This window comes from Wohlfahrtiimonas chitiniclastica (assembly GCF_002252325.1).
GTDB classification, from domain to species: Bacteria; Pseudomonadota; Gammaproteobacteria; order Cardiobacteriales; family Wohlfahrtiimonadaceae; genus Wohlfahrtiimonas; species Wohlfahrtiimonas chitiniclastica.
The window spans coordinates 317665-335771 of record NZ_NEFL01000001.1; the positions used below are offsets into that span (position 1 = coordinate 317665).

Here is an 18107-nt window from a genome sequence, read left to right on the forward strand (position 1 = left end):
TCTGCATTTTGTGTCAAACGCAGTGCATCAGTCATTTTTCAAAATTAATTAGAGTAGAGATCTTATGAGTTTATTAGTGCAAAAATTTGGTGGGTCATCCGTCGCAAACCTTGATAGAATTCGAAATGTTGCTAATAAAATCAAAAAGTTCAAAATGCAGGGGGATGATCTCATAATCGTTTTATCGGCGATGTCCGGTGAGACAGATCGCTTACTCAATTTAGCTAAGGACATTGATCAGTTTCCTAATCAACGCGAGATGGATGTGTTGCTCTCCACCGGTGAGCAAGTGACCGTTGCTTTATTGAGCATGATGTTAAATTCAATGGGCATCAAAGCAAAATCTTATACAGGCGCGCAAGTGGGCATCATCACCAATGATGTGCACACCAAAGCGAAGATTGAGCGTGTACAAGAAGACAAAGTGCGTAAAGATCTCGAAGACGGCTATGTGGTTGTGGTGGCCGGTTTCCAAGGTGTGACCGCAGGTGGCGAAATTACAACACTTGGCCGTGGCGGTTCAGACACCACAGCCGTTGCTTTAGCTGCACAATTTAAGGCCGATGAGTGCCAAATTTATACGGATGTCGATGGCGTTTATACAACCGATCCTAGAATCGAAAAAAAAGCACGCAAATTAGACACCATCACATTTGAAGAGATGCTTGAGCTTGCAAGCTTAGGCTCTAAAGTTTTACAAATTCGCTCAGTAGAGTTAGCGGGCAAATACAATGTTCCTCTGCGTGTATTATCATCTTTGATGGATGAACCAGGGGAAGGCACTTTAATTACGTTTGAAGAAAAGGAACATTACGTGGAATCTGAAATCATTACTGGCATTGCATTAAACCGTGACGAAACACAAATTACTGTGCTTGGGGTACCGGATCGTCCGGGTATTGCCTTCAATATCTTAGATGCTGTGGGCAAAGAAAACATCGATGTGGACATGATTGTCCAAAACATTAGCCAAGATGAAACCACAGATTTTACGTTTACTGTCAATGCGCCTGATTATGATCGCGCATTGCTCATCACGCAAAATGTTGCCAATGACATGGGTGCAAAAGAGGTGTTAGGGCGCACAGACATTGCAAAATTGTCTGTTGTCGGTGTTGGCATGCGCACAAACAGTGGCGTGGCCAGTCGTATGTTCCATGCATTGGCAAAAGAGAAGATCAACATTCACATGATCTCAACCTCTGAGATCAAAGTGTCTGTGATCATTGAAAGTAAATATGCAGAGCTTGCCGTGCGTGTGTTGCATGAAGAGTTCTCTTTGCATTTGAGTCACTAAGTATTTTGTAATCATAAAAAGCACACTTTGATGAGGATTAAAGTGTGCTTTTTTTCAATGGGTGGCGTATGTTTTCGTTGAAAAATTATCTTGGCTCTTTCACCATTTTATTGGGCATTGTGATCGGTGGCGCAGTGGGTGCGTTGCTCGGGCAGCAGGGCATTCAATGGTCAATGTTTGGTGACGTGTGGCACATTTCTTCGCGTTCATTTGCACCGATTGGGCAGATTTTTTTAAACATGATGTTTGTCACCATTGTGCCGCTTGTGTTTTTTAGCATCACCTCTGCCATCACGAAAACGGCGCAAACAGCACGCCTAAAGCGCATTTTATGGGCAGGCTTATGGGTCTTTTTAGTGACGGCATTTGTCATCGCCATCATCAGTTATTTTGGTTTTGTCTGGTATCAGCCACTTGCGGGCTATGATCTCAACGCTTTGTTGGTCAGTCATGGACAAACCATTAACATCACTGAAATCCCGATCTCTGAGATGCTCATTAAAACCCTCTCGGCAGGTGATTTTCTGGAGTTGTTTCGCCGCAATAATCTATTGGCATTGATCATTTTCTCCTTATTATTGGGCAGCGCTGTGATGATGAGCGGGGAAAAGGGGCAACCTTTGGCGCGCTTTTTTGAATCTGGCATGTCGGTGATGCTCAATTTGGTCAAAATCATTATGTATGCAGCGCCCATTGGCTTAGGCTGTTATTTTGCGGATATTGTGGGCGATCTTGGTCCTCAGATCGTGGGCGCATATGCGAATGTCTTGGTGCTGTATCTTATTTTAACGGTGGTGGCATTTTTTGGTTTAAATACGCTGTATGCATGGTTAGCAGCGGGGCGATTGGGTGTTCGCGTATTTTGGCAAAATGCCTTAACGCCTGCCTTGACTGCTGTTGCGACGACTTCAAGCGCCGCATGCATTCCGGTCAATTTAATGGCTGTACAAAAGATGCAAGTGCCAAGCGACATAGCGGACACCATCATTCCTCTTGGGGCAAACACCCATAAGGATGGCTCTGTGATGGGCGGCGTATTTAAAATCCTCTTTTTACTCACGCTTGTGAGCATTCCCTTTCAATCATTTGGCATGTTTGTGGCAGTGATTTTAGTGGCAATGGTGGTGGGCATTGTCATTGGCGCGATCCCAAGTGGCGGGCTGACGGCTGAAGTGTTCATCTGTACGATTTTTGGTGTGCCGGTTGAATATGTGGGATTGATTTTGGTGATCAGCATCATCATCGATATTCCCGCAACGCTACTGAATTCAACGGGCAATAATGTGTGTGCAATGCTGATCACACGAATTGTGGAAGGTAAGCATTGGTTAGCGCATAAAAGTAGCGCTATAATGTCTAAATAAATTAAATGATAAGGTTGATATGTCAGGCAATAGTATTGGTAAATTATTCACAGTGACCACGGCTGGGGAAAGCCATGGCGCAGGATTGGTGGCCATCGTTGATGGTTGTCCGCCAAACATTCCATTAACAGAGGCGGATTTGCAGGTGGATTTAGATCGCCGTAAACCCGGCACATCACGCCACACCACGCAACGCAGGGAAGATGATGTGGTGGAAATCATCTCTGGGGTGTTTGAAGGGAAAACAACAGGCACCGCGATTGCATTGTTGATTCGCAACACAGATCAGCGCTCAAAAGATTATGGCAACATTGCCGAGCAATTTCGCCCAGGTCATGCCGATTATACGTATTATCATAAATATGGCATCCGTGATTATCGCGGTGGCGGTCGCTCAAGCGCGCGTGAAACAGCCGTGCGTGTCGCGGCAGGTGCCATTGCTAAAAAAGTTTTGGCGGCACAATTTGGCGTGAAAATTTATGGCTATTTGTCACAATTAGGGCCAAATCGTCCTTCAAGCTTTGATGCCACCGTGATCGAGAACAATCCATTCTTTTGGCCTTGTGAAGCGGACATTCCGGCGTTAGCAACCTATATGGATAACCTTCGTAAATCTGGCAATTCTGTGGGTGCGGCTGTGACTGTGATTGCAGAAGGCGTGCCCGTTGGATTGGGCGAGCCTGTGTTTGATCGCTTAGATGCGGAGTTGGCGCATTCACTCATGAGCATCAATGCCGTGAAAGGCGTAGAAATTGGCGATGGCTTTGATTGCATCGAAGCCCTTGGCACAGAATTTAGAGATGAAATGACCAGCACCGGTGGCTTTTTAAGCAATCATGCCGGTGGGATTTTAGGTGGGATTTCATCGGGGCAGCCCATTGTGGCACGCATTGCCTTAAAACCCACATCGAGTTTACGTTTAGAAGGGCGCAGCATTAACCAACACGGTGAGGATGTCACTGTGGTGACCAAAGGTCGCCATGATCCTTGCGTTGGCATTCGTGCAACGCCCATCGCAGAAGCCATGATGGCCATGACGCTCCTTGATGCAGCGCTGCGCCACCGTGGGCAAAATCAGAAAATTTAGGAGATAAACATGACAACGGCTCATCCATTGTATCGTCCACGTCGTTTGCGCAGAAGCACTGCGATTCGTCAAATGGTGCAGGAGAACTTTTTTTCACTCAATGATTTGATTCATCCAATCTTCATTGAAGAGGGGCTAACGGAAGCTGTTCAATTGAAGACATTACCGGGTGTGTATCGTTATCCTGAGACGGATTTAGCCAAAGAAGTCAAAGAATTGGCCGACCTTGGCATTAAATACATCATGCCATTTGGGATCTCTCATCATAAAGATGCCATCGGTAGCGACACATGGAAAGATGAAGGTTTATTGGTGCGCATGATCCGCACAATCCGTGAAGCAGCGCCTGAGATGGTGATCATTCCGGACATCTGTTTTTGTGAATACACTGATCATGGTCACTGTGGCGTATTGTGTGAGCATGGCCATGTGAAAAATGATGAAACCATCGAAAATATTGCACGCCAAGCGGTGGCAGCGGCGAAAGCAGGCGCAGACATGCTTGCACCATCAGCGATGATGGATGGTCAAATTGCAGCCATGCGTGAAGCCTTAGATGCAGCAGGTTATGAGCATGTGGGCATTTTAGCGCACGCCATTAAATTTGCCTCAGCATTTTATGGTCCGTTTAGAGAAGCGGTGAACTCTGAATTATCCGGTAACCGCAATGAATATCAGGCTGATTATGCCAATGGCCGTACAGCGATGATTGAAGCGGAACTTGATGAGGCAGAAGGTGCGGACATTTTAATGGTCAAACCTGGCACGCCGTATTTAGATTTAGTGGCGCGTCTTCGTCAGCAAACGAATTTACCTGTGGCGGTGTATCAAGTCGGCGGTGAATATGCGGCGATTAAATTTGCATCAATGGCAGGCGCATTAGATGAAAAAGCCATCGTGAAAGAAACCATGATCGGTTTTAAACGCGCGGGCGCGGATGTGATCGTCAGCTACTACACCAAGCAGATCGCGCAGTGGTTGCGTGAGGGTGAAATTGACAGCTTGAGCCGTTAATTTTTATAAAATGTAGTAAGAAAATAGTGTGAAAAACCCTTTGAGTGCTTTGTTCTCAAAGGGTTTTTTATTGTGCGTCAAATCATGAAGGTTTTATTTATCGATTTAATATTGTAATGTAGTCGATTGTATTACTATAATGCTCGTTTTTTCGAGCAATGACTAGACTGGAAGATTGGAGGAAAGCATGTCGGATTCACAGGTGACTGAGCCATCGGTTTCATCACCAAAAGTTTTGAAAGGCGTTATCATTACCGCCATTGCAGCTGTATTATCATTCGTTTTATATGAGATTTTACCTTACGATACCAATGCCAATAAAGGCTTAGCCATTTTACTCTTTGTGGCCATTTTGTGGTTTACAGAAGCCATTCATATCTCGATCACTGCATTACTCATTCCGATTTTAGGCGTGGCAACAGGCTTGCCGGGCTTAGATACTAAAAAAGCGTTGAGTACGTTTGCAGATCCCATCATCTTTTTATTCTTCGGCGGCTTTGCGTTAGCAACGGCACTGCATGTCCAAAAAATTGATAAGAAAATCGCTTTTTGGTTGATCTCCATGTCCGGCTCACATTTAGGGGTGGCAACGCTCTCAATTTTTGGTGTGACGGCATTTTTATCCATGTGGATCAGTAACACCGCAACCGCTGCGATGATGCTACCGCTTGCCCTTGGCATCATGAGTCAGCTTGATCAAAAACAAGATCGCAATACCTTTGTGTTCATATTGCTTGGGATTGCGTATTCTGCGAGTATCGGTGGTTTAGGCACGATGGTGGGTTCACCGCCGAATGCCATTGCCTCTAAAGCGCTTGATTTAGACTTTGCAGAGTGGATGAAATATGGTTTGCCTATGGCGATTGTTTTATTGCCATTGATGTTATTGGCAATGTACATCGTATTGCGCCCACGTTTGAACCGTAAAATCGTGGTGGAAACGGTGGAAATTCCGTGGACAATCTCCCGTGTCATCACTTTAGCAATCTTCATCATCACGGCAATTGCTTGGATTTGTGGCGGTTGGATTGGCTCAACTTTTGGCATCAGTAGCCCAGATACTTGGATTGCCATTGCGGCAGCGGTGGCAGTGGTGCTCTTTGGTTCAGCAAATTGGAAACAAGTGTCTGAAAATACAGATTGGGGCGTTTTATTCCTATTTGGTGGTGGTTTAACACTGAGCGCGATGCTTAAAGATTCGGGTGCTTCTTTAGTGCTTGGCCAACAAGTGGCGACAACCTTTGTCCATGCCCATCCATTCATTGTGATCGTGGTGGTGACGGTGTTCATCATTGCACTGACAGAGTTTACAAGTAATACCGCTTCTGCGGCGCTTTTGGTGCCTGTATTTGCGAGCATCGCCGCGCAAATGGGTTTACCCAAAGAAGTCTTGGTCTTAGTGATCGGTATTGGTGCATCGTGTGCCTTTATGTTGCCAGTTGCAACGCCGCCGAATGCCATTGTGTTTGGCACAGGTTTGATCAAACAAAAAGAGATGGTGAGCGTTGGTTTTATCCTCAACATTTTCTGTGTGGTGTTGATCAGCTTGTGGGCATATTTCTTTTTGCTCTAAATGATTTAAAGCCAAGAAAAAGGGAGCGTTGGCTCCCTTTTTTGTTTTCAATCCATGATGAAATTAATCAATTTTCTTTAAAATATTGTCAAACCATGCCACGTTCAATACATCTAATAAACGGTTTTGGCTGGTGCGCGCGGTTAAGTTATCAAGATCAATCTCTTTAACGTTTTGATCTTGCCCAGCACAAGTGAACACAGCTTTGGTGCGTTTTTTCGTGATGGGGTCGATTTGCCATTGTAAACATTGACCACACACACCTTTCATCATGCACTGCATTGGGCTGCCAACCGTGCCCATCACTTCAACATCTGCTTTGAAAATTGGCGTTAAGCGTCCACCTTCTGACAACTCTTTTTGTAACCCTTTGAGTAAGCTTGTGGAACCTAACGCAAGCATGCGATCAATGCTGGATAAATCCACCACGCCATCTTTATCTAACTCATGCAAAAGCTCGATCATGTCTGTGGCGACAACAGAAGAATCCTGTGCACGGCGCGCAGTGACTTTCTCACCTTTTTGCACGCACCAAACGATTTGATCTGTGCTCGCTTCTAACTCATCCATTTTATCCATTTCAGAGGCTTGGCCAAGGGTTGCGATGTAGGTGATTTTATTGCCAGCTTCACGCAATACGGGTGCTAAGTCGAGCATAATGGCGGTGCCCCAGCGTCCTGCCATGATGAGGATGTTTTTGTTGGTGGGGATGTCCGTTGGCGCACCTGTCGGTCCTGCTAACACTAAACGATCGCCTTTTTTCAAGCGTGACACTAAACGCGGTGCAACGCCCCATTGGAATACCATCAAGCGAATGGCATCATCTTTTGAACCGGTGCCTGATGCCGTAAAGAGTGGGATTTGTAAACGAGTGTCATCCACAATTTGCCCATCGACTTCATAGGTTTGTAAGCGGAAGAATTGCCCCGGTTTAAAGTTACGTGCCACAAATGGCGCTTTGACCCAAACTTCAGCGACGGCAGGATTGTCTAATTTCACAGATTCAATGGTGACGGTTAAGCCTTCAGTCATCACACGGCTGAGCTCTGCATTATCGATGTGATTCGCAGGCAATGCTTTCATCGCTTCAATCACTTGATCTGCGGTGCGTTTTGCACTGGTGATGGCTTTAACCACGTTGCCATTAAATGTTGGGTGCGTATCCCCAATGTATGACACGCGATGATCTTTATGGTTAAAAGAGGTGAACGGTGCAAAATCATCTTTCACTGTTTTGCTGCGATCATATTCCACTTTATTGCCCAAAATGTCATAGCCTTGGAAGTGATGTTGATCTTCCACTTCTAGCGTGCCATGTTCTGTGGCGTAAATGGTGTTCGGTGATGTCCCTGCAGCCACTAATACTGTACGGGCTGGAATGGTGACATCCTCGCCATTTTTGGTAAAGGAGATGCTTTCAATGTGACCATATTTATCTAAATTCACGCCCGTTGGGTTCAAAGATTCACCATAGAAGATGCCTTCTTCAAACGCTTTGGTGATCTCTTCATGATTTAAAGTGTAAGCTGGCGATTCTTGCATGGTGCGGCGATAGGCCAATAACACACCGCCCCATTTGTGTAAAAGTGGTGTAAAGTTTGGTGCTTCACCTGCCGCAGCTGCGCGTTCACGTTCAGCTTTCACTTCGCGGCCATGGGTTAAGAATTCATCTAAAATATCATGATCTTCAGGTGTGAAGAGTTTATCGCGCACAGCCTCTTCACCCAATGTTTCCACGCGGTGTAAGACTTTTTCCACTTGCTTGATGTAGTAAGCTTGCATCTCTGTGGCGGCATCGACTGCGGTTAAACCGCCGCCAATCACCACAGCTGGCATGCGCACTTGTAACGTGGAAAGGGATGTTTGTTTGGCTGCGCCCGTCAATTGCATCGCCATTAAGAAGTCAGAGGCTTGGCGCATGCCGCGAGCTAAAGAGTTTTCAATGTTCAATACGCGTGGTAAACCTGCGCCCACCGCCATCGAGACATGATCAAAGCCCATTTTAAAGGCATCTTCAAGCATCAATGTGCCGCCTAAACGCACGCCACCAAAGATTTGGACATTGTTGCGGCGCGCGAGCACTAAATAGATGAGGCGAAGGAAGTTTTTATCCCAACGCACCGTGATGCCGTATTCCGCGACGCCACCAAAACCATATAAAATGCGGTTGGCTAAATCTTCTTCTAAGGATGACCAATGTTCCACAGGACCATTGAGAAGGGCTTCAGGTAAAGGCTCAATTTTTAAACCATCCACAGCAACGACATGGCAACCGGCTTGGGAGAGATAATGGGTCATGGTAAAGCCCGCAGGGCCAAGACCAGAGACCAATACTTTGCGGTTTGTGCTTTCTGTTGGGAGATAATCCGTCTGTTTTAAAGGATTCCAGCGGGTGAAGATGTCATAAATCTCAACGCCCCATGGCAAATTTAAAACGCTGGTTAATACATTTGTTTCAATTTGTGGAATGTTAACCGGTTCAGTTTTTTGATAGATACACGCCTTCATACAGTCATTACAGATGCGATGACCGGTGGCAGGCACCATCGGATTTTCGATCATGATCATGGCAAGCGCGCCCACAACGTGGCCAGACTTACGCAGCGTGATCATTTCGGAGATTTTTTCATCTAAAGGACAACCCGTTTGCGTATTGCCAAAGGCATCTTTCTTTAAGCCAAGCTCAGGTTGCGCCTTTTTAACAGGGAAGCCTTTACTACAAAAATCCCCATCATGATCATGGCAATATTTACAGTAATCGGTTTCCCCTGCGATGTCATGATCACACATGCGGCTATCGGTGAGATGAAAACCATCACGGCGGCGATCCTTGCCATCGCCTTTTTTCACAGGAATGCCTTTAAAGGTGATCTCTGTGCTATTGACTAAAGCTTGTGGATCCACACGCTCTGGGAATTTAAAAGAGACCCAATGTTGCGTCAATGCTTTGCCTTCATCGGTATTTAATGCAAGCGTTGCCCACTCGATGACAGTTTTTTCTTCCGCAGATTCCGCCTCAAGCGCCATGGCATATTTTGCCAGGGCAAATTCAAAGTTCTCAGCAGTCGCGCCACTTTTTGTCATCACTTGTTCAGTCAAAGCATTAAAACTTTCGGTGATCTCTTGCTTATAGCGTTTTGCGCCGCGCTGCACGTAGCGATTTTTAAACTCAAGCACAATGGCTTCATCAGCCGCTTGTTCAAAGTAAAAATTGGTGTGATCCTCAATTTTTAATGTTTCGCTGATGAAACGGTTGAGGTGACGGGCAATCTCTAATTGTAACTCAGAGGTTTCAATTGCAGTGAGCGTGAGCGCATTGTTGCGCCAAGCTTTGATTGTACTATTTAATTCTGGCGATAAGCTTTTTAAAAATAGCTCATCGAGCGACACTAACCCTTCTGTCGTTTTGAGGGCATCAAAAGAGAGCGCGTAAGGTCTCCAAAGGTCGTTAAAATCAGTCATTTCGGCATCCTAATTCAATTTACATAAGTCTTGCACAGATAGAATAAGGCGATATTGTATCTAAAAATTTAATTCGATGTTGAGATGTAAGTCATCATTGCCGATTTTCGTGGGGTTGCTTATTTATAAAATCGCGCTACATTAAAGTTCCTAATCCATTCACATCAATTTGGAGGAAACCATGGATCAACCGTTTCGCATAGAAAAAGATACAATGGGTGATGTTAAAGTGCCCGCAGATCAGCTTTGGGGCGCTCAAACACAGCGTTCTTTAGAGAACTTTAAAATCTCCACCGAAAAAATGCCCAAAGATTTAATCACCGCAATGGCGATTGTTAAGCGTTCGGCGGCGTTGGTGAATCATCAAGCAGGTCTATTGGATGATCGAAAAACGCAGTTCATTGTTGAAGCGTGCGATGAGATCATTAAAGGCGAGCATCCTGACGAATTTCCATTGGCGATTTGGCAAACGGGCTCTGGCACACAAACGAACATGAATCTTAATGAAGTGATCGCCAATCGCGCCAGCGAATTAATGGGCGGAGAGCGTGGGGAAGCGCGCCTTGTGCATCCGAATGATGATGTGAATAAATCCCAAAGCTCCAATGATACCTTCCCAACAGCGATGCACATTGCGGCAGTGGTGGCTATTCATCAACATTTATTGCCAGAACTTGCAGCGCTTAGAAATGTGCTCGCAAAAAAAGCCAATGATTTTAAAATGATCGTCAAAATTGGCCGCACGCATTTACAAGATGCCACGCCATTAACGCTCGGGCAGGAGATTTCCGGCTGGGTTGAGATGTTGCACAATGCAGAAAAACACATTAAATCCGCTTTGCCGCATTTATCTGAATTGGCGTTAGGCGGTACAGCGGTGGGCACAGGTCTAAATACGCCGCCCCATTATTCTGAGAGTGTGGCGCGTGTGATTTCTGAATTCACAGAGCTTGATTTTGTGACTGCGCCAAATAAATTTGAGGCACTGGCCACCACAGATGCATTGGTGTATGCCCACGGCACATTAAAAGGTTTAGCTGCCGCATTGATGAAGATTGCCAATGATGTGCGCTGGTTATCTTCGGGTCCTCGTTGCGGCATTGGCGAGATTCGCATTCCGGAAAATGAACCGGGCAGCTCCATCATGCCAGGGAAAGTGAACCCCACTCAAAGCGAAGCGATGACCATGTTGTGTGCGCAAGTGATGGGCAATGATGTGGCCATTAACATTGGCGGCATGAATGGGAATTTTGAGCTCAATGTGTTTCGCCCAATGATCATCAATAACTTCTTGCAATCGGTGCGCTTGTTGTCCGATGGTATGAACAGCTTTAACATTCATTGTGCCTCTGGCATTGAGCCGAATTTAGAGCGCATTGATCATTTGTTGCATAACTCATTGATGTTGGTTACAGCGCTCAATCCTCACATTGGCTATGATAAAGCGGCAAAAATTGCAAAAAATGCGTATCAGAAAAACTTAACCCTTAAAGCCTCAGCATTAGAATTAGGCTATCTCACAGAAGCGGAGTTTGATGCGTGGGTGATCCCTGAGAAAATGGTGGGGAATATTTAGTCACGATATCCTTTGACGAAAATATAAGCCCTATATTTTTATATTATAGGGCTTTTTTATAGTGTAAATGAGAGATTGTATTTTTTTAAAATAAAATGTGTTATTATTTTAAATGTAATTTTCGAGATTTTTCGTTTAAAATCACTAATAAAATTAGGTATAAACTATGCTAGTTGAATTTTCAGTAGAAAATTTCCGCTCAATTAAAAATGAGCAAACCCTTTCTCTTTTGACTACGAAAAGTACAGAGTGTCCAAATAATCATTTTGTATTTGATAATGGTAAAGAACAATTTGATTTATTAAAGTCTGTTATCATTTATGGAGCTAATGGTTCAGGTAAATCTAATTTGATTAAATCATTCCGAGCATTGCAATGTTTGGTATTAGGAAATGATTTGAGTATTTTAATGCCATTTAAATTAGATGCTAATAGCCAATTTGCACCTACAACATTTGATTTAACATTTATTGTGAACCAAGTACGTTATCAATATGTTATCTCTGCAACTTCTAAAAAGATTTATTCAGAGTGTTTATATCAATTTCCAAAAGGGCGTGTACAGGTATTATTTGAGCGTTATTTACATGAGGAAACAAAAGAGTATGCATGGAATATTGGCAATGCGCTTAAAGGGCAAAAGATGATGTGGAAAGATGCTACGCGTTATGATCAACTCTTTTTAAAAAAAGCCTCTGATAATAATTCTGAACAATTAATGCAATTAACCGAATTTTTTGAAAAAAGACTTCAACTCATTGATCATATGAATAGCGAATTAGATCCGCATCACAGTATTCAATATCTGTTGAAAGAAGAAGATAATATTGCACAATATCTTAAAAAAGCTGATTTAGGTATTGATGGCGTTAAAGCTGTTGAAAAACCATTTTCTTTTCAAGATTTTCCCAAAAATATGCCAGAACCAATGAAAAAAGAGTTGTTTAACAAATTAAAAGATAAAAATATGTTAAGCATTTTCACTGTACATCAGTCGGAGTCCTTGGGTGGTGTTGAATTTGAATTAAGTGAGGAGTCAACGGGTACACAAAAGTATTTTGGGTTAGCGGGTTATTGGATCAATGCATTAAAAACAGGCTCAGTATTAGTAGTAGATGAATTGCAAAATAATCTTCATCCAAAATTGGTGCAATATTTAACAGGTTTATTTAATCATCCAGACACCAATCCGCATAATGCGCAATTAATTTTTACATCTCATGATATCTCTTTGTTATCTTCGCCTTTTGAATTTAGAAGAGATCAAATTGTATTTTGTGATAAAAATCGTGCACAAGAAACAGAGGTGTTTTCTTTAGTGGATTTTCATGTACGTAAAGATAAACAGGATATTGCTAAAGATTATTTGAATGGTCGCTTTGGCGGCATTCCATTTATTAGAGATTGATCAGTTGTTTGAGAAGGTATAATCATGGGATCTGATGATTTATTTCATAAGCGGCGTAGGGCGAAAAAATTAGAAAGAACTCGTATATTGAAACAACGAGATGCACAGCCTCGTTTGTTGATTATGTGTGAAGGTCAAAAAACAGAAACACAATATTTTCAAGAAATTGTTGCTGCACATAAACTAGTCAGTGCAAATATTAAAATATTGTTTAAAGGCAGTGCACCTATTTCAGTTGTTGAAGGAGCAATTGAATGCTATGAGCGTGATCCTGACTTTGATTTTGTATATTGTGTATTTGATAAAGATGAACATGCAACATTTCAAAAAGCACTTGATCGAATAGCAACGTATACAAAAATTCAGTTGCGTCCAATTGTTTCTGTGCGGCAATTCGAATATTGGTTTATTTTACATTTTGTGGATAGTACTAAACCTTGCCAGTCAGGATATGAGATGCAAAAATGGTTAGAGACAGCAATTGAACGTTATACAGGTATGCCATATAAATATCAAAAAGGCGCTAGCGGTATGTATGAATTAACGAATCCTTATTTAGAAAAAGCGATACAACGTGCAAAAAGAATGGCTCAACAAGCATTCGATGATAAAGAGATGTATCGTAATCCATATACGAATGTTTATGAGTTAGTTGAGCACCTCTTATCATTGAGCAAACATTGACAAATATCAGCCGAAAGCGATCCTTTCGGCTTTTATTTTGTGGATCTGATAAGCTATAGATTACTGAATAATAAAGATAAATAGGAGAACACTATGAAAGCAGCCGTTTGGCATGGCCGTGAAGATATCCGCATCGAAGATAAAGCATTATCGCCCTTAAAAGACAATGAAGTGACCATTCGCGTAGCATGGGCAGGCATTTGTGGCAGTGATTTGCATGAGTTTGAAGAAGGTCCTGTCTTCATTCCGACTCAAGCACGTGATGGTTTAACCGGTGGTTTAGCGCCGTTGACGATGGGGCATGAGTTCTCTGGCGTTGTGGAAGCGGTGGGGAAAAATGTGACTGAATATAAAGTGGGCGACCGCGTTTCCGTCAATCCAACGATTACCCATGGCAAACGCAGTGAGTATGATGACATTTATGATGGCTTTAGTTTCATTGGTCTGCATTGTGATGGTGGTTTTGCTGATTTTGTGAATGTGCCAGAATCTGCGGTGTACCATTTGCCAGATCATCTTTCGCTAGAAACGGCTGCGTTAATTGAACCCACAGCCGTGGCTGTGCAAGCGGTGAAAGAGGGCGGTTTACGTTTTGGTGATACGGTTGCGGTGTTTGGTGCCGGCCCGATTGGTTTAGTGACGATTGCGGCGGCTAAAGCAGGTGGCGCAACTAAAGTCATTGCCCTTGATCTCTCCGATTCACGTTTAGAGATGGCCAAAGCGATGGGTGCAACCCACATCATCAATTCAGGGAAAGAAGATGCTGTTACAGCTGTGCGCAACATTGTGCCCCGCGGTGTTGATGTGGCGTTTGAAGTTGCGGGCGTTCAGCAAACGGTGGAGCAATCCATCAATGTCACGCGCCCGCGCGGCACGATGGTGATCATCTCTATTTTTGCAGCGCCCATCACCTGGCATCCGATGCAGCTCATCAATACAGGTGTGAAAGTGACCTCATCGATTGCTTATTCACCCTCAAGCTTCCAAGAAACCATTGATTTGATGGCATCTGGGCAATTAGATGTGACACCGATTGTGACAAAGAAAATCGCCTTTGATGAGATCGTCAACGAGGGCTTTGAAACCTTGGTCTCTGATAAAACGCAGGCCAAAATTTTGGTGACGCTGAGCGGCGAACAATAATTTGATTTTTCAATGATTGCCCAAAATCCCCTGCGCGCCATAGGCAAACAGGGGATTTTTTGTTAGGGTGAACAGCATCGACCATAACAATAAGGAGCGAAGATGTTAGAAACGCCCATCACAACCAATCACCACGCCAATCGCGCATGGCTTGGCGTCATCAGTTTAGCGTTTGCAGCCTTTGTGTTTAATACGACAGAATTCATTCCGATAGCGCTGCTCACCGACATTGGACAAGACTTTAACATGTCCATTGGGCACGTGGGCATCATCATCACCATTTATGCGTGGGTGGTGGCACTTACATCATTGCCTTTATTGTTGATGGTGGGGGCAATGGAACGTAAGCGGTTGTTGCTGTATATCTTCCTTGTATTTGTGTTGAGTCATGTGATCTGTTTTATGGCAGAATCTTTTACGGTGCTTATCATCGGGCGCATTGGTGTTGCCATTTCGCATGCATTGTTTTGGTCGATTACCGCGGCGCTTGCGGTGCGGGTTGCACCCATTGGACGAAAATCCCAGGCGCTTGGCATTTTAGCCACAGGCACAGCGTTAGCCACAGTGCTTGGCATTCCGATTGGCCGCATTGTGGGGCAAATGGTGGGTTGGCGCTTCACTTTTTTAGGCATTGGCGGGCTTGCTTTGATCACACTGGTGGTTTTACTGCGCGTGTTGCCTAAATTGCCGAGTGAAAATGCAGGTTCATTCAAAAGCTTACCCATTTTATTTAAACGACCTGCATTGGTGGGCATTTTTGTGCTGACGGCGATTTTTGTCACGGCGCATTTTACCGTATACAGCTACATTGAGCCTTTTGCTGAGCAAGTGGCGAAGATTGAGCCAAGTTATACCACTTTTTTACTATTGATCTTTGGGGTGGCAGGCATTGCAGGCAGCTATATTTTTGGGCGCTATAATGGTCGCCATCCGTTGGCTTTTTTACCGATCTCTATCATTGTGCTGACGGTGTGTATTTTGATTTTATTGCCCATGGCATCTTCGAGCGTGTTGCTGTTTGTGTTGTCCTTCATTTGGGGGATTGCCAGCATCTGTGTGGGGCTTGCGCTGCAAGTGAAAGTCTTGGATTTAGCGGCGGATGCAACGGATGTGGCGATGTCCATTTACTCAGGCATTTTTAACATTGGCATAGGTGGTGGCGCGCTTGTGGGTAACATCGTGATTGCAAAATTGGGGCTTGAATCATTAGGCTTTGTGGGGGCTGGCATTAGCCTTGTGGCCTTTGGTTTAGCGATGTGGTTATTCATGCATTATAGAGCGCAATTTATGATCAGTGCGGCAACACCGAAGGACGATGTTGCCATGCATTGATTATGCTGCTTGAATCACGTGATCAGCCGTTTTGATCATCTCCGGCAAGATTTGTAACATCAATTGCAACTGCTGAAGGATCTGATAATCAATGGCGCTGAGCGTTTCTGAGGCTTGCAATAATTCTCTGAGCGCTTGGCAATGATTTTGATAATCCGCTTCATTGAGCTGATGGCGGTGCAATGCCTTGACCATCAAATCACAGGTTTGATCAAACTGCTTTTGCACGGCATCTGATAGACTAGACGCACGGTGCACCCCAAGGGTTGAAATGTAACTGATCAACGTATGGTTCAGCGTTAAAAACTGAAAGGCTTGATCAATGAGCTGATGATTAACTTTAGGCTCATTAGACATAATGCTGATGAGGGCGGAAAGATCGGCAGAATCATCATGAGCATCGCGGCGGGCAGAGCGGTAAGCCACATCATCTAAGCGCCCAACGGAATATTGACGGTGGGTTTGATTCAAATACGCTGCATTATCATTGAGCGCCGCTTGCACAAGGTTTGGCAATGTGCGATAGCGCCAATCTGGCCATAAGAAACTCACCGCTAACCAAGAGATGCTGCACCCAATCAAAGTGGCAAGGATGCGTGAATAGGCCACATCCAATGAGCTTTCCCCCGTTAAACTGAAGCTAAAGAAGACCAAGAGCGTGATGAACACAGTGGCAAAGGCATAGCGCGAATTGCGAAAGAGGAAAAACAGCCATGCGCAAACGATGATGGCAAATAGGCGTGTGGTTAAGGTGTCAAAGAGCGCCACAAAAAAGACGCCCAATAAAATCCCTGTGACAGTTCCGGCAACTCGTAAAAAGACACGCTTTTGTGTGGTGGCGTAGTTTGGCTGACAGATGAATAGGCTTGTCATTAAAATCCAATAGCCATGAGGCAAATGGGTGGCTTGCACGATTAAATAACCAATGGCAAACACAAGGCTGATGCGCACAGAGTGACGAAATAGGGCAGATTTAACCGTGAGATTTTCCCGAATGCGCAGCCAAGCTTCTTTTATGGTGGTCACTTCATTTTCCACCAAATGATTGTGCACGTTGTCATGGGAAATGTAATTGACTTGGTTGATCTGTTTAAATTGCTGATCAATCTCATAGAGATTTTTATGAATGTTCGTCAATGCCACGATGATCGATTGCGGCGCTTGGCACTGTTTAATGGATTCAGCAAGCGTTGCAAAATAGCGCTCAAACAGTGGATTATGCTCATAAGGCTTACGGTATTTAATGCTGATGGCCACTTGTTCACACGCTGCGGCTTGTAACGACATGATCCGCGCAATGCGAAACAGTACATCACTGTTTTTTAAGTGATTGCTCAAAATCTGATAATTCATGTGGGATGAAGCAGCGCGCTCGTGGATGTCTTGCGCCACAAAGTAGTAATTGAGCATGATGCGTACACGCCGATGCCCTTGATCACCCCGTAAACGGTTAAAGAGCGAGAATTTACTGCGATTCATGGATTGAATCAAAGCTTGATTGCGCGCCGTGAGTGTTTTGGTTTGAAGGACAAAACCATCGGTTTCATCCGGGTCAAAGAGCTGCGATTTGGCATTTAAAAAGTCACGCAAACTCAAAAAAGAGTTGTGCAGATATTCATGGGTGGTGCGAATCGGCTGCACAATTGACTCGATCCATGCAATGAGCCCGTACCACAAAGCGCCTGCGAGCATCAATAATGAGAGCACAAGCGGCGTGTGATAGAGCCCGATACCGAGCATGGTGTATGTAGAAATGAGCAGCGTACCAAAGGAGATTACGGCAAAGCGTTGCCCCCAAGCGCCAATGATGGTGAAGCAAAAGCCTGCCAACACAAGCCCGATGATGAATAAATAGGGATGCGGGAAAAGCAATTCGACGGAAAATGTGGCAATGGTAAAACAGGTTAAGACAATGGCAAGGTTGGTGATGCGCTGTTTTGGGCTTGTGTCAATGTCCGTGATCGCGGATGCAATGACACCAAGCGTTAAAGGGATCACCGCGCGGATGTCGCCAAAGAGTGTTGGCACAATCGTACTGCCAAGCACGGCAATGATGATGCGAATGCTGAACAAAAGATTGCTGTGGTAAAAAATTTTACGCACATGTTCAAAGGGTATATTCATAGAAATTCATCTCCTAGATGTTTCATGGCACCATTTTACGCGA

General features: G+C 44.3%; 12 protein-coding genes. 10 read left to right on the forward strand and 2 right to left on the reverse strand.

What is annotated here, in order from left to right; all coding sequences use genetic code 11:
• The first annotated feature begins 64 nt into the window (after nt 1-64).
• The 5 genes from B9T10_RS01505 to B9T10_RS01525 all read left to right on the forward strand — a co-directional run bounded on the left by B9T10_RS01505 (nt 65) and on the right by B9T10_RS01525 (nt 6335).
• On the forward strand, nt 65-1297 hold the full coding sequence (locus B9T10_RS01505) for an aspartate kinase (protein ID WP_008314522.1): 1233 nt from the start codon (nt 65-67) through the stop codon (nt 1295-1297).
• A gap of 68 nt (nt 1298-1365) precedes the next feature.
• Nucleotides 1366-2661: a dicarboxylate/amino acid:cation symporter gene (locus B9T10_RS01510; RefSeq protein ID WP_094537623.1), complete on the forward strand. Its 1296-nt coding sequence runs from the start codon at nt 1366-1368 to the stop codon at nt 2659-2661.
• A 19-nt stretch (nt 2662-2680) separates the two neighbouring features.
• Nucleotides 2681-3748 carry a chorismate synthase gene (gene aroC / locus B9T10_RS01515; RefSeq protein ID WP_094537624.1) on the forward strand — a complete coding sequence of 356 codons (1068 nt, stop codon included), beginning with the start codon at nt 2681-2683 and terminating at the stop codon, nt 3746-3748.
• 9 nt (nt 3749-3757) lie between these two features.
• The gene (hemB, locus tag B9T10_RS01520) at nt 3758-4762 is read left to right on the forward strand and encodes a porphobilinogen synthase (protein ID WP_094537625.1); all 1005 of its coding nucleotides are present in this window, start codon (nt 3758-3760) and stop codon (nt 4760-4762) included.
• A 187-nt stretch (nt 4763-4949) separates the two neighbouring features.
• Nucleotides 4950-6335, forward strand: coding sequence for an SLC13 family permease (locus B9T10_RS01525; protein ID WP_063503457.1), 1386 nt, complete (start codon nt 4950-4952; stop codon nt 6333-6335).
• Nucleotides 6336-6398: 63 nt separating this feature from the next.
• Here the strand turns inward: B9T10_RS01525 and B9T10_RS01530 are convergent, their stop codons facing one another.
• On the reverse strand, nt 6399-9797 hold the full coding sequence (locus tag B9T10_RS01530; RefSeq protein WP_094537626.1) for an FAD-dependent oxidoreductase: 3399 nt from the start codon (nt 9795-9797) through the stop codon (nt 6399-6401).
• A gap of 181 nt (nt 9798-9978) precedes the next feature.
• On the opposite strand from B9T10_RS01530, the gene fumC reads away from it, so the two are divergent.
• The 5 genes from fumC to B9T10_RS01555 all read left to right on the forward strand — a co-directional run bounded on the left by fumC (nt 9979) and on the right by B9T10_RS01555 (nt 15940).
• Nucleotides 9979-11373, forward strand: a complete 1395-nt coding sequence (gene fumC / locus B9T10_RS01535) for a class II fumarate hydratase (protein ID WP_094537627.1) — start codon at nt 9979-9981, stop codon at nt 11371-11373.
• A gap of 166 nt (nt 11374-11539) precedes the next feature.
• On the forward strand, nt 11540-12781 hold the full coding sequence (locus tag B9T10_RS01540) for an AAA family ATPase (protein WP_063454892.1): 1242 nt from the start codon (nt 11540-11542) through the stop codon (nt 12779-12781).
• A gap of 24 nt (nt 12782-12805) precedes the next feature.
• Complete coding sequence (locus B9T10_RS01545; protein ID WP_094537628.1) at nt 12806-13465, forward strand: RloB family protein; 660 nt, start codon at nt 12806-12808, stop codon at nt 13463-13465.
• Between the two features lie 93 nt (nt 13466-13558).
• Nucleotides 13559-14608, forward strand: a complete 1050-nt coding sequence (locus tag B9T10_RS01550; RefSeq protein ID WP_008314529.1) for a 2,3-butanediol dehydrogenase — start codon at nt 13559-13561, stop codon at nt 14606-14608.
• A 102-nt stretch (nt 14609-14710) separates the two neighbouring features.
• Nucleotides 14711-15940 (forward strand): sugar transporter, encoded by a 1230-nt coding sequence (locus tag B9T10_RS01555; RefSeq protein WP_094537629.1) that lies wholly within the window; start codon nt 14711-14713, stop codon nt 15938-15940.
• On the opposite strand, the gene yccS is transcribed toward B9T10_RS01555, so the two are convergent.
• The gene (gene yccS, locus B9T10_RS01560) at nt 15941-18064 is read right to left on the reverse strand and encodes a YccS family putative transporter (RefSeq protein ID WP_094491117.1); all 2124 of its coding nucleotides are present in this window, start codon (nt 18062-18064) and stop codon (nt 15941-15943) included.
• Nucleotides 18065-18107: the final 43 nt, after the last annotated feature.

Bases quoted from the DNA above. Each gene is read 5' to 3' on its own strand.
- B9T10_RS01540 (WP_063454892.1), top strand. From the start codon at position 11,540: ATGCTAGTTGAATTTTCAGTAGAAAATTTCCGCTCAATTAAAAATGAG.
- B9T10_RS01555 (WP_094537629.1), top strand. From the start codon at position 14,711: ATGTTAGAAACGCCCATCACAACCAATCACCACGCCAATCGCGCATGG.
- B9T10_RS01545 (WP_094537628.1), top strand. From the start codon at position 12,806: ATGGGATCTGATGATTTATTTCATAAGCGGCGTAGGGCGAAAAAATTA.
- aroC (WP_094537624.1), top strand. From the start codon at position 2,681: ATGTCAGGCAATAGTATTGGTAAATTATTCACAGTGACCACGGCTGGG.
- B9T10_RS01525 (WP_063503457.1), top strand. From the start codon at position 4,950: ATGTCGGATTCACAGGTGACTGAGCCATCGGTTTCATCACCAAAAGTT.
- B9T10_RS01510 (WP_094537623.1), top strand. From the start codon at position 1,366: ATGTTTTCGTTGAAAAATTATCTTGGCTCTTTCACCATTTTATTGGGC.
- hemB (WP_094537625.1), top strand. From the start codon at position 3,758: ATGACAACGGCTCATCCATTGTATCGTCCACGTCGTTTGCGCAGAAGC.
- fumC (WP_094537627.1), top strand. From the start codon at position 9,979: ATGGATCAACCGTTTCGCATAGAAAAAGATACAATGGGTGATGTTAAA.
- B9T10_RS01530 (WP_094537626.1), bottom strand. From the start codon at position 9,797: ATGACTGATTTTAACGACCTTTGGAGACCTTACGCGCTCTCTTTTGAT.
- yccS (WP_094491117.1), bottom strand. From the start codon at position 18,064: ATGAATATACCCTTTGAACATGTGCGTAAAATTTTTTACCACAGCAAT.
- B9T10_RS01550 (WP_008314529.1), top strand. From the start codon at position 13,559: ATGAAAGCAGCCGTTTGGCATGGCCGTGAAGATATCCGCATCGAAGAT.
- B9T10_RS01505 (WP_008314522.1), top strand. From the start codon at position 65: ATGAGTTTATTAGTGCAAAAATTTGGTGGGTCATCCGTCGCAAACCTT.